At 71.0% G+C, this 12,891-nt stretch carries 9 protein-coding genes; 5 read left to right on the forward strand and 4 right to left on the reverse strand.

What is annotated here, in order from left to right; genetic code table 11:
* Positions 1-117: 117 nt before the first annotated feature.
* The 4 genes from OG226_RS40665 to OG226_RS40680 all read left to right on the forward strand — a co-directional run bounded on the left by OG226_RS40665 (position 118) and on the right by OG226_RS40680 (position 7,099).
* Positions 118-1,977 (forward strand): RICIN domain-containing protein, encoded by a 1,860-nt coding sequence (locus tag OG226_RS40665; RefSeq protein ID WP_443066948.1) that lies wholly within the window; start codon positions 118-120, stop codon positions 1,975-1,977.
* A 264-nt stretch (positions 1,978-2,241) separates the two neighbouring features.
* Entirely contained in the window at positions 2,242-4,758 is a 2,517-nt protein-coding gene (locus OG226_RS40670) for a beta-glucosidase family protein (RefSeq protein ID WP_328684704.1), read from the forward strand.
* A gap of 61 nt (positions 4,759-4,819) precedes the next feature.
* Positions 4,820-6,319, forward strand: a complete 1,500-nt coding sequence (locus OG226_RS40675) for an amidohydrolase (protein WP_329351751.1) — start codon at positions 4,820-4,822, stop codon at positions 6,317-6,319.
* A 99-nt stretch (positions 6,320-6,418) separates the two neighbouring features.
* Positions 6,419-7,099, forward strand: coding sequence for an isochorismatase family protein (locus OG226_RS40680; RefSeq protein WP_328684706.1), 681 nt, complete (start codon positions 6,419-6,421; stop codon positions 7,097-7,099).
* A gap of 193 nt (positions 7,100-7,292) precedes the next feature.
* Here OG226_RS40680 and OG226_RS40685 read toward each other — a convergent pair whose 3' ends face one another.
* Positions 7,293-8,615, reverse strand: a complete 1,323-nt coding sequence (locus OG226_RS40685) for a lysine N(6)-hydroxylase/L-ornithine N(5)-oxygenase family protein (RefSeq protein WP_329351753.1) — start codon at positions 8,613-8,615, stop codon at positions 7,293-7,295.
* An 83-nt stretch (positions 8,616-8,698) separates the two neighbouring features.
* On the opposite strand from OG226_RS40685, the gene OG226_RS40690 reads away from it, so the two are divergent.
* Complete coding sequence (locus OG226_RS40690; protein ID WP_329351755.1) at positions 8,699-9,652, forward strand: methionyl-tRNA formyltransferase; 954 nt, start codon at positions 8,699-8,701, stop codon at positions 9,650-9,652.
* A gap of 140 nt (positions 9,653-9,792) precedes the next feature.
* On the opposite strand, the gene OG226_RS40695 is transcribed toward OG226_RS40690, so the two are convergent.
* The 3 genes from OG226_RS40695 to OG226_RS40705 are packed head-to-tail and all read right to left on the reverse strand — an operon-like array spanning position 9,793 to position 12,804.
* Positions 9,793-10,689, reverse strand: coding sequence for an ABC transporter ATP-binding protein (locus OG226_RS40695; protein ID WP_329351757.1), 897 nt, complete (start codon positions 10,687-10,689; stop codon positions 9,793-9,795).
* 4 nt (positions 10,690-10,693) lie between these two features.
* A complete protein-coding gene (locus OG226_RS40700; protein ID WP_328684710.1) occupies positions 10,694-11,767 on the reverse strand; it encodes a FecCD family ABC transporter permease in 1,074 nt (357 codons plus the stop codon).
* Positions 11,764-12,804: a FecCD family ABC transporter permease gene (locus OG226_RS40705; protein WP_266869321.1), complete on the reverse strand. Its 1,041-nt coding sequence runs from the start codon at positions 12,802-12,804 to the stop codon at positions 11,764-11,766. The genes OG226_RS40700 and OG226_RS40705 overlap by 4 nt, the downstream gene beginning before the upstream one ends.
* Positions 12,805-12,891: the final 87 nt, after the last annotated feature.

Consider the following 12,891-nt stretch of genomic DNA (forward strand, 5'->3'; position numbering starts at 1 on the left):
TGGTCAGCGTCCCTTCCGGCACCTTCTGGCATCTCATAGGTATGCACCAATCAAGCACCTGCTTTCCGAGGTCGGTCATTCCGTGTGCCGTCCTGCGGCTTGGAAGGAAATGGTTCCGTGCAATCCCCCAACCCCCCACGCCCGCCCTTCCCGCCCCGCCCCGGATCGAGCCCGGGGGAGTCCGACCGCAATCTCGTGGCGCAACTCGGCGATAAGGCGGCGGGCACCCGTGCCGTGGCACTGCTGCTGGCACGACACTGGCAGGCGACAAGCGAATATGCCGTCATCTGCCTGGCCACCGCCGACAGTTCGGCGTCCATGGTGGCCAGCGCCGCCTTCCACCAGGTCCTGGCGGGCCGTGCCACCGGCGGCGCTCTGCGTCCCCAACTCCTCGTCGCGGTAAGGGAGATGGTGAAGAAGTGGTCGGCGGAGGAGCGAATTGCCGCCGTGCTGCCGGAACTTCGTAAACCCACTGGCGCCCGAGGTCTACGCGCGGCGAGGCCCGGCACCCCCGAAAGGCGGAAGCTCGCGGAACGTGCTTTCGGCGCGCTGTCCGGTGCCTCCCAATGCCTGCTGTGGCACTCCGAGGTCGAAGCCGAACCCATATCCGTACCGGCCGGTCTGCTGGGCGTGGACGAGCTCACCGCGACTGCCGCGCTGGACCAGGCGCGAGAGCAATTCCGGCAGGGCTGTGCACGTGCCCATAAGGAACTCGCGCCGACCGCGGAATGCCGTCACTACAACCGGCTCCTCGACGTCCCGATCCGCCGCGGCGGCGGCCTGTTGCCCGATGTGCAACGGCATCTCATGACGTGCCGCTACTGCCGTTTCGCGGCAGAGCAGTTGAGTCATTTCGACGGCGGTCTCGAAGTACTGCTCGCCGAGACCGTCCTCGGCTGGGGCGCCCGCCGCTACCTCGACTCACGGCCCGGCCGCGAGACCCCCGAGAGCGCCGCCCGCGCCGCCGGCCGTCCGATGGGCCGGCACCGCCCCACGCCGGACGGCCGCCTCACCTTCCCGCGCAGGCACCCCAAGGCCGCACTCGTGGGCGTGGGCCTGACCTCGCTGGCCCTGCTCGCGACCGTGCTCGCCACCAAGGGCTGGTCCGAGGGGGGCAACACGCCTGGTCCGCACGTCACTTGGGGCGCCGCCACTGGCAGTTCGACCCGTCCGAGCCCTGTCGGCGCGCCCTCGTCGGACGGTTCCGCCGCCTCCGCGTCGGCCGCCGGGGGAGTCGCGGGAGTCGTCCAGCAGGGCGTCCTGCGCAGCCTCGCCTCCGGCCTGTGCCTCGACATCCCGGGTCGCCAGGTGCGGTCCGGCGCCGCCGTCACCATGGCGACGTGCTCGACCGCCGAGTCGCAGCAGTGGTCGTACGACCAGGACGGCCTGCTGCGCAGCCTCACCGACCCGGGCCTCTGCCTCGACGCCGACACCACCGCGCGCACGGTCACGCTGGCCGGGTGCCTGGTGCACGCGGGGGAGGTGCACTACGACCTGACGGTGCGCGGCGAGTTCCTGCTCCGCTGGAGCCAGGGGCTGGCCGTCGCTCCAGCGAGCGCGAAGGCCGGGGCGCGGGTCGTGGTCACGGACCGGGACGGGTCCGCCCGGCAGCGCTGGGCGCTGGAATCCGCCGCCGACGCACGGGTGAAGCAGGGCGAACCGAACGGAAAGGGCGGCGCGGAGGGGAAGGGGACGGGGAAGAGTGGGGCGCCGGGGGACGGCGCACCGGATGCGCCCGTGCCGCCCGAGGGCGCCCAGGGCGACGTACCGCCGCCTCCTCTCTCGAACCTTCCGCAACAGGACCAGCCGCAGTACACGCCCCGCGCCGCGCAGGTCGCCTGCTGCGACGAACCGGCGCCGGAGCCCGCACCCGCGGGTGGCGGAACCGGCGGCATCGCCGTCGCCGCGGAGCCGCTGACGACGGTCGTGGCGGCTGTCGTGGACACCGTCACCTCCCTCGTCCCGGCGCTGCACTGACTCGCGGGGCCACCCCACCAGGGTGGCCCCGCGACTCTTTCACCCTTCGGTTCTCGTGGCCGCGCGGCCGATTCCTGTGCGTGTCATTGACACGAGTCAGTGACGGTCATAGTTTTCCGGCCGCGCCAGTGGTGTCTGACGGGACGTCAAGTCGGTAGGGACGCATGGTGCGTTCGGATGCCGAACACGGAACGAGGCACCTAGGCGCATCCGCGGTCCACGACGTCGTGGACCGCACACCGAAGGACGAAGGAGTGACGGCTCATGACCGACACCGTGTCCCGGCGATCCGCCCTGCGTCTGCTGGGCGGCGCGGTCGCGGTCGCCAGCGCGGCCACCACCGGACTCGTCTCCCCGTCGCACGCGTACGCGCAGGCCAGACCCGAGACGGGGGCCGGTCCCCGTGTCGAAGGACTCCTGGCCAGGCTCACCCTCGACGAGAAGATCTCCCTCCTGCACGGCGCCACCGACCCGAACTCGCTCGGCCAGGCCGGCTACATCCCCGGCGTCCCGCGCCTGAGGATCCCGCCGCTACGGCTCACCGACGGACCGGCCGGCGTCCGCGTCACCGCACACGCCACCGCCCTCCCGGCACCCGTCCTGCTCGCCTCCGCCTTCGACCCCGAACTCGCCCGCCGCTACGGCCAGGTCGTGGGCCGGGAGGGTCGCGCGCTGGGCCAGGACGTCCTGCTGTCGCCGATGGTCAACCTCATCCGCACCCCGTACGCGGGCCGCAACTTCGAGACCCTCAGCGAGGATCCGCTGCTCGCCGGTGATCTGGTCGCCGCCGAGATCAAGGGCATCCAGGGCGAGGGACTCATCGCGACCGTCAAGCACTTCGCGATGAACAACCAGGAGAAGGACCGCGACTCCATCGACGTGCGGGTCGACGAACAGACCATGCACGAGATCGAGTTGCGCGGTTTCGAAGCGGCCGTCGGGGCGGGCACCGGCGCGGTGATGGGCGCGTACAACAAGGTCAACGGCACCTTCGCCTGCGAGAACAAGACCCTCCTCACCGACATCCTGCGTGGTCAATGGGGCTTCGAGGGCTGGGTGATGACCGACTGGTTCGCCGCGCACAGCACCGTCGCCGCGATCACGGCCGGCCTCGACATGGAGATGCCGGACGGCACCTACTTCGACGTGCCGCTCAAGTCGGCCGTACGGAACGGCAGTTTGCCCGAGCGGTACGTCGACCGTGCGGTGCGCCGCGTCCTCGGCGTCATGGACCGGTTCGGGCTCCTCGACGGCAGCGTGCCGCCGCGCCCCGCCCGCGACGCGAAGGCCGGCGTCGCCGTCGCCCTGGAGGTGGCCAAGGCGGGCGCCACCTTGCTCCGCAACGAGAACCGCACGCTTCCGCTGACCAGCGGCGACACCATCGCGGTGATCGGCCCCACCGGCACCCTGCCCTTCGTCAGCGGTGGCGGCAGCGCGCACGTCGTGCCGGACCACGCGGACAGCCCGCTCGACGCGATCAGGGCGCGGGCCGGTTCGCGGACCCGGGTCACGTACGCGCTCGGCGAGGACCTGTTCGGCAAGGCCATCCCCGCGTCCTCCCTCACACCCGCCTTCGACAGCGAGGGCCGGCGGGTGGACGCGGGCAAGAGCTGGCAGTACGACGGCTCGCTCACCGTGACCGAGACCGACGAGTGGACGTTCGTCCTGCACTTCTCCTCCGCCCCCACCGCCCGCCCCCAAGTCCTCCTCGACGGCACGGAGTTGTTTCCCGTCGCGGCCGGATACGGCGAGTACTTCTCCGGCGGCCTGGTCTCGGCCGACCCCGACGGCCTCTCCGTCCGCCGCAAGACCCTCACCCTCGGCCAGGGGACCCACACCCTGAAGATCACCGCCGAGGGCGGCGACGCCGGACTCCTGTTCCGGCTGCGGCGCATCACCGGCGCGACCCGCGCCCAGGACGTGGCCGAGGCGGTCACCGCGGCGCGCGCCGCCCGCAGTGTCGTCCTGTTCGCCTACGAGGACGCCACGGAGGGCCTCGACCGCACCACCCTCGAACTCCCCGGAAACCAGGCCGACTTGATCAACGCGGTGACGGCCGCGAACCCCCGCACCACGGTGGTCCTCAACACCTCGTCCGCTACGGCGATGCCGTGGCTGGCACGCACCGGCGCGGTGCTCCAGATGTACTACCCGGGACAGGAGGGCGCCGCCGCCACGACCGCCGTCCTGTTCGGCGACTGCGACCCCGGCGGCCGCCTCACCCAGTCCTTCCCGGTCGACGACACCCACCACCCCGTCGCCGGCGACCCCCTCCGCTACCCCGGCGTGAACGGCATCGAGGAGTACTCGGAGGGCATCCACGTCGGCTACCGCTGGTACGACGCGGAGGGCGTCCGGCCCCTCTACCCCTTCGGGCACGGACTTTCGTACACCTCCTTCTCCTACGAGGACGCGTCGGCGCGGTGGAACGGGCACGGGCGCGGGCTCGACGTGACGTTCACGGTCCGCAACACGGGGCGCCGGGAGGGTGTCGCCGTGCCTCAGGTGTACGTCGGCCGCTCACCGGACCTCCAACTCGACCAGGCTGTACGGGTGTTGGGCGGCTATCAGCGACTCGTGCTGCGGGGCGGGGAGCGGCGGCGGGTTACCGTGCATGTCGATGCGCGTACTTTGTCGTCGTGGGACGCGAAGCGGCATGCGTGGGTGCTGGGGAGCGGGCGGCGGGCTGTGTGGGTGGCGGCCTCGGCGGGGGATCTGCGGGTGCGGACGAGTGTCGACGTGAAGGAGGCGGCGGAGAGCACGATCCACGAGGTAAGGTAAGCCTTACTTAACTTGGTGGAATCGTTGGAGGAGTGCCCTCGGCATTCCCCTGGAGGCCCTTATGGCGGACAACCCAAGCGCCCTGATCCTCACCCGGGTGCGGCTCGGTGCCGGTGGGCCGCTCGCCCGGGTGCGGGTGGCGGACGGCCGGATCACTCATGTCGTACCGGAGACGGACACGGGCGCGGGCTCGGGCGTCGAGGTTGGCGGTGGGCGCCAACTCGATCTGGACGGGCGGGTGTTGTTGCCCGGCCTCTGGGACGCCCATGTCCACCTGGCGGAGTGGGCGAGTGCTCGGCACCGGCTCGACCTGGCCGGTACCGCGTCCGCGCGGGCCGTCGCCGATCTCGTCCGGGAGCGGGCCGGGGTGGGCGACGGCACGGTGCTCTACGGGTACGGGTTCCGGGACGGGCTGTGGGCCGATGCCCCGCACAAGGCGCTGCTGGACGCGGTGTTGCCCGATCGGCCGGTCGCTCTGGTCAGTGCCGATCTGCATGCGGCGTGGCTCAACTCCGCCTGCCTCGCCCTCGTCGGGCGCGGTGATCACCCCACCGGCCTGATTCGGGAACACGAAGCTCACGAGGTTCTGTCCGCACTGCCCGCCGCGCCGGTCGACGTGGTCGACGGGTGGATCGAGGAGGCATGCCGGGCCGCCGCGGCGCGCGGAGTCAGCGGTGTCATCGACTTCCAGTTCGGCGACACGGTGGGGGACTGGGAACGGCGCTCGGCCCAATTCCGGCCCGCCGTACGAGTGTCGGCCGCGGTGTATCCGAGTTACCTGGACGCCGCGATCAAGCGCGGGCTGCGGACGGGGGACGCCGTCGGTGCGGACGGCGGGCTGGTTCGGGTCGGGCCGTTGAAGCTCTTCACGGACGGTTCGCTCAACACCCGTACCGCCCTGTGCCGCGACCCCTACCCGGGACTTGAGGACACGGACGGCGCCCACGGCATCGAGGAGACGGCCCCCGGCGAGCTCGTACGGCTCATGCGGCACGCCGCCGCGCACGGCATCGAACCCGCCGTGCACGCCATCGGTGACCGCGCCAACACCGTTGCCCTGGACGCCTTCGAGGTGGTGCGCTGCCGCGGCCGGATCGAGCACGCGCAGCTGCTGAGCCCCCAAGACCTGCCGCGCTTCGCCGAGTTGGGGGTCACGGCGGGCGTACAGCCCCGGCACGCGACGGACGACCGTGACGTGGCGGACCGGCACTGGGCCGGACGCACCGAACGCGCCTTCCCCTACGGCGACCTGCTCGCCGCAGGGGCCCGGCTGGAGTTCGGCTCGGACGCCCCGGTCTCGCCGCTCGACCCCTGGCTCGCCATCGCGTCCGCCGTCAACCGCACCGACGACGAACGCCCCGCCTGGCACCCGGAGCAACGCCTGTCCGTCCCCGACGCGTTGGTCGCCGCGGCCCGCGGACGCCGGCTCATCAGGGTCGGCGATCCGGCCGACCTGGTGGTCGTCGACGTGGATCCCCTGGACGCCGATCCGGAGACTCTGCGCGCGATGCCCGTCCACGCCACGATGACCAACGGCCACTGGACTCACGGGGCTTACTGAGCCGGTCCGGTCCAGTCCGGTCCCGTGTTCTCCAACCCCACGACGTAACCCCGCGACGTCGCTCCATGACGTCCGACGAGCGGTGAGAGGCCGACGCGTATGCCGTCATCCGACATGGTCCCGTACGTCATGCCCGGTTCCGCCGCGCTGCCCCCGGACCGGACGGGCTGGGCCATCGACCCCGGTCGCGCGGCGCTGGTGGTCCTGAACGTCCAGAACCACTTCCTGCACGTCCTGCGGGAGTCCTCCGCGCCGGTCGGTGAACTCCTGGCCGGAGTCGGCCTGTTGACGGAGTCGGCGCGGGCGGCCGGTATCCCTGTCCTGTACACCCTCAAGACCGCCGAGCGGGAACCGGACGGCCGGGAGACCAGCTTCGGGCATCCACGCCTGCCAGGCGGCGAGGCCTCCCGCGACGTCGTGGACGCGATTCGCCCGCAGGTCGGCGACAGCGTGCTCGTCGCGAAGCGGTTCAGCGCCTTCGCCGGTACCCGACTGCGGCGCAGGCTCGCGGAGTTGGGGCGCGACCAGCCGGTGATCGTCGGGGTGTTCGCCCGCACCCAGGTGCTGCTGACGGCGGCCGACGCGTGGATGCAGGACATGGAGCCCTTCGTCGTCGCGGACGCGGTGGCCGACCGCGCGCACGACGACCACCGGATGGCCGTGGACTGGATCGCGGCGACCTGCGGGGCGGTCAGGACCGTACGAGGCGTGGCAGACGTGTTCGGCGAACCCGGTCTCCGACACCGCGGAGCGAGCCGCCCCTCAACGCCCCTGATTTGACCGAGGTTTGGTCTGCGGCGACCGCTAGATGACCTGATCATCATTGCCGAGCGCCGCAGGGCGCCCGCTCCCACCCGAAAGACTCCTCCCCGGACGGGTAAGACCCCGCCCCGGTACAGAAAGCCCCCGGCACAGAAAATGCCCCGGGCCCGGAAGGGGCCGTACCCTCCGGGCCCGGGGAGTTCAGGTGGCGTCAGACAGGCAGTTTCGTCGCCTGTATCGAGCGGTGGATCTCCTCCGCGCGTACCGCCACCGTTGACAGCAGCGTGCTGGTGAGCCCGTGTGTGTGCTCCGTGCCGCCCTGGAGGTAGAGGCCGGCTGTCACCTCCGGCACTGTTTCGACGCGGTGGTCTCGGCCCACGCGGACCTCGTCACCGTCGTCCCGCAGGCAGAGCTTCGCCGCCTCGCCGAGGAGTGAACTCAGGTCGCGGGGACGGTAACCCGTGGCGAGCACCAGCACATCCGCGGACAGCACCTGCTTCTCGCCGGTGGGCAGGAACTCCACGGCGACGTCGAGACCGCCGTCTGCCGCGGGGTCGACCGCGCGGATGCGGGAGACGTTGAGGAAGCGCAGCCGTTCCCGGCCGGCCACCTTCTCCCGGTAGGCGGTGGCGTACAGGGCCTCGATCAACTCCATGTCGACCACGGAGTAGTTGGTCGAGCGGTGGTAGTCGATGAGCGACTGCTTGACCTCGGACGGGGCCGAGAAATAGACGTCCACCGCCTCCGGGTCGAAGATGCGGTTCGCGAACGGGCTGTCGTCGGCCGGGGTGTAGCCGTATTTGGCGAACACCGAGCACACCTCGGCGTCCGGGAAGGTGCGGTGCAGATAGTCCACCGCCTCGGCGGCGCTCTGCCCGGCGCCGAGCACCATGGCCCGCTGCACCGGCTTGCCCTCGTCGGCGAGTCGGGCCGCGCGGGGGATCAACTCACTGTTGTGCCAGATGCGTTCGGCCAGTTCGAGACCGGGCGGGACGTGCGGCTCAAGTCCCATCGCCACGCTGATGTTGCGGGCCCGCCGGGTCACCGTCGTACCAGAACCCGATGGGTCGCGGCTGGTGACGTCGAAGTAGGCGATCTCGCCGTCGTCGCCGCGCACCGGGTCGACGGCGACGACCTCGCTGCCGTAGGAGACCAGGTGGGAGACCCGTTCCGCCGCCCACTCGAAGTACTCGTGGAACTCCACGCGCAGCGGGAACAGGGTCTTCTGGTTCAGGAAGTCGATCAGTCTGCCCTGCTCGCGCAGGAAGCAGAGGAAGCTGTAGTCGCTGGTCGGATTCCGCAGCGTGACCAGGTCTTTGAGGAACGACACCTGCATCGTGGCGTCGTCGATCAGCATGCCCCGGTGCCAGCCGAAGCGCGGCTGGCGTTCCAGGAACAGGGCGTTGAGACGGCTGTCTGCCGGAAGGCTCTTGTTGTGCTCCTCAACCGCTATGGACAGAGCGAGATTTGACGGACCGAATCCGATTCCGAGTATGTCGTGGACCACTTCGGAATCCAGTAGCGGTGACTTCACCGTGGCATCGCCTCCCTCAGGCAGCCCAATGCTAGATAAGGTAAGGCTTACCTTGCAATGAGTCGTTGAAGGGAAGGACCGTCATGCGGGTCGTCATGCTCGGCTATCAGACCTGGGGTCACCGCACGCTGCAGGCGTTGCTGGACTCCGACCACGAGGTCGTTCTCGTCGTCACCCACCCGAAAAGTGAGCATGCCTACGAGAAGATCTGGGACGACAGCGTCGCCGAACTCGCCGAGAAGAACGACGTCCCCGTCCTGCTGCGCAACCGCCCCGACGACGCCGAACTGCTCGACGCCGTACGGGAAGCCCGGCCGGACATCATCGTCGCCAACAACTGGCGCACCTGGCTGCCGCCGGAGCTGTTCGACCTCCCGCCGAACGGCACACTCAACGTCCACGACTCGCTGCTGCCGTCGTACGCGGGCTTCTCGCCGATCATCTGGGCGCTCATCAACGGCGAGCCGCGCGTCGGCGTCACCGCGCACCGCATGAACGGCGAACTCGATGCCGGGGACGTCCTGATCCAGCGCTCGGTACCGGTCGGGCCCACCGACACGGCTACCGACCTGTTCCACCGGACCGTCGACCTCATCGCGCCCATCGTGCGCGAGTCGCTCGACCTGATCGCCTCCGGCCGCGACGCCGGCCAGTGGGTGCCGCAGGACCGCGGCCGTGCAAGCTTCTTCCACAAGCGCTCGGCCGAGGACAGCCGCATCGACTGGAGTTGGCCCGCGGAACGCCTGGAGCGTCTCGTACGGGCCCAGTCGGACCCGTATCCGAACGCGTACGCCTTCCACCGCGGCGAGCGGCTCAGGATCGTCTCCGCGGCCGTCTCGGAGGGTCGCTACGGCGGCACCCCGGGCCGGATCTTCATCCGCGAGGGCGACGGCGTGGTCATAGTGGCCGGCCCCGAGGCCCACACCGGGCGCAGTCGGGGGCTGTTGGTGCGCCGGGTGCGCACGGAGGACGGCACCGAGTACGCGGCCGGTGACTACTTCCGCACGATGGGCGGGTACTTGACGTCCCGGCCCTGAGCGGGCTTACCCGCGCCGGCGGGCGGACACTGCCGGTGCGTAGGGCGGGATGGGGGTGGCGGTTCGAGAAATGTGACACTTGCCCACCTGAGTGTCACATTTCCGCGACTGGGTACCCCTGCCCGCCCGCGGCGCTGCCCTCACCGCGTTGTGACGGCGTCCTCGGTCTGCTCGGACTTCTCGGCCCGGGGGGCGCCGTCGTGGTGGTGCCGCCCCAGCGGGATCACCAACGGCGTGCCGCTGACCGGGTCGGGCGTGATCCGGCAGCGCAGGTCGAAGACGTCCTCGACGGTCGCCTCGGTGACCACGTCGGCGGGTGCGCCCTCGGCGACGATACGGCCGGCCTTCATGGCGATGACGTGATCGGCGTACCGGCAGGCCTGGTTGAGGTCGTGCAGGACCATCACGATCGTGCGGCCTTCGCGCCGGTTGAGGTCCGTGATCAGGTCGAGTACGTCGATCTGGTGGGCGAGGTCGAGATAGGTCGTCGGCTCGTCGAGGAGCAGGATCGGGGTGCCCTGGGCGACGGCCATGGCGATCCACGCGCGCTGCCGCTGGCCGCCGGAGAGTTCGTCGACCGGGCGCTCGGCGAGATCGGTGAGGCTGGTCGCCTCAAGGGCCGCGTGCACGGCTTCCTCGTCGGCCGCCGACCACTGCCGCCACCAGGTCTGGTGCGGGGAGCGGCCCCGGCCGACCAGGTCGAGCACGGTCAAGCCCTCCGGCGCCACCGGTGTCTGCGGCAAGATGCCCAGTTTGCGGGCCAGTTCGCGGGTGGGGACCGACCGCAGCGCGACGCCGTCCAGTTCCACCACGCCCTGGCGCGGGGCCAGTAGCCGGGCGAGCGCCCGCAACAGGGTTGACTTCCCGCAGGCGTTGGCGCCGACGATGGCGGTGATCCGGCCGGTCGGCACGGTCAGGTTCAGATTCTCGACCACGGGCCGCCCGTCGTAGGCGAGATGAAGATCACGTGCCCGCAACTCGGGCCCCGGGGCCGGTGCTTCGGACGTCCGCGGGGCGCGCGGGTCGGTGGTCGACATGCGATCAGCCTCCAGAGCCCGCGCGGTTGGCGCGGATGAGCAGCCACAGCAGGACCGGCGCGCCGAGGGCGCCGGTGACGATCCCGACCGGCAGTTCCGTCCCCGGGATCGCCTCGCGGGCGAGGAGATCGGAGCCGAGGACGACGAGCGCGCCGGTGAGACCGGAGACGAGCGGGGGCGGCGACGAGGTGCCCGCCAGCCGCTGGGCGATCTGCGGGCAGGCCAGCGCGACGAAGGCGACCGGCCCGGCAGCCGCCGTACCGAAGGCGACCAGGCCCACACCGGCCAACAGCAGTGCCAGCCGGACGGGTTGGACGGGTGTGCCGAGTCCGGCAGCTACGTCGTCGCCGAGCATGAGTGTGCGCATCCAGCGGCCCATGCCCAGCGTGATCGGCAGCAGTACGGCGAGGGCGATGGCCAGGGAGTCCACCTGGTTCCAGGTCCGGCCGTTGAGGTTGCCGACCAGCCAGCCGAGGGCCGCCTCCGCCTCGAACCGATTGCCGCGCGCCACAAGGAAGTTGGTCGCGCTGGAGCAGATCCAGGACACCCCGATACCGACGAGGATGATGCGGTACCCGGTGGCCCCGCCCTTCCACGCCAGCGCGTACACGAGGAGCGCGGTGGCGAGCGCGCCGAGCAACCCCAGCGTGGACAGCCCGAGTCCGCCGGTCCAGCCCAGAACCACCGCCGCCACGACGGCAGTTCCGGCGCCCTCGGTGAGCCCGATCATGTCGGGGCTGGCCAGCGGATTGCGGGTCATCGTCTGGAACACGGCCCCGGAGACGCCGAAGGCGACGCCGACCAGCAGCCCGACCAGGGCACGAGGCAGCCGTAGATCCTGGACGACGATGACCGTGCCCGCGTCGCCCGACCCCCACAGAGCCCGGATGACGTCCGTGAAGGCCACGGGATAGTCGCCGATGGTCAGGCCCCAGCAGAACAGCAGAAAGACGCCGAGCGCGACGCCAACTCCCGTGAGCAGCAGGCGTGGACGCAGCACGCCGGACACCGGGGGCACGGTCAGCCTGAACGGCCGGTTGCCCAGGACGGCGGGTGACGGTGGTGCGGGCACGCTCATACCTCCGCGAGCTTCCGGCGGCGGACCAGGACGATGAAGAACGGGCCGCCGAGGAAGGCGACGAGGACACCGGCCTGGATCTCGGTCGGGCGGTCCACCATCCGGCCCAGGATGTCGGCGGACAGCAGCAGCACGGGCGCGAGCGCGGCGGACAGCGGCAGCAGCCACCGGTAGTCGGGGCCGATCCCGGCGTACTGCGCGAGGACCCGCGCGATGTGCGGGACGACCAGACCGAGGAAGACCACGGGACCGATGACGGCGACGGACGCGCCGGTCAACAGCACGACGGCGGTGACCCCTTGGAGTCGTACGAGACCGAGCCGCCGTCCCAGCGAGGCGGCCACGTCGTCGCCGAGGGCCATGCTGTTGAGGGCGGGCGCGAGGGACAGGGCCAGCACGGCGCCCACGGCGAGGAAGGGCAGGATGCGCACCAGCTCGCCGGAGTCCTGGTCGGCCAGGGTGCCGGCCGACCAGAAGCGGTAGCGGTCGAGCGCGTCCTGGTCGGTGAGGACGATGGCGCTGGTGAACGACTGGAGCAGCGCGGTGATCGCGACCCCGGCGAGCGCCAGTTTTACCGGTGTGGCCCCGGACCCGCCCAGCCGCCCCAGGAAGAAGACCACGACACTCGCGACGAGCGCCCCGCCGAACGCGAACCACACATAGCCGTACAGCGAGGCCACCCCGAACACCCCGACCGCCACGACGATCGCGAAGGACGCCCCCGCGCTCACCCCGAGAATTCCCGGGTCCGCGAGGGGATTTCGGGTCAGGGCCTGCATCAGCGCGCCGGACAGGCCGAGCGCGGCGCCCGTCGTCAGGCCGAGCAGGGTGCGGGGCACGCGCACCGACCAGATGACGTTGTCGACGAGGCGGCTGGGTGGATGGCCGAGGACCGAGCGCACGACCTGGTCGAGCGGGACGCTGAGCGCGCCCAGGGCGATCGACAGCAGCGACAGCAGGACGAGGAGGGCGACGACCAGTGTCACCAGCACCGTGGTGCGAAGCCTTCTGCCTGAAGCCACTTTGCCGGTCTCCATGTCGTCTTCCGTGGTGCCACCGGGGCATCTTCCGTGCTCTGGAGCCCTGTTGGCGGACCACCGGACGGCCCCGCCAGCAGCTTAGGT

Origin of the sequence: Streptomyces sp. NBC_01261 (genome assembly GCF_036226385.1) — a bacterium.
Lineage (GTDB): Bacteria > Actinomycetota > Actinomycetes > Streptomycetales > Streptomycetaceae > Streptomyces.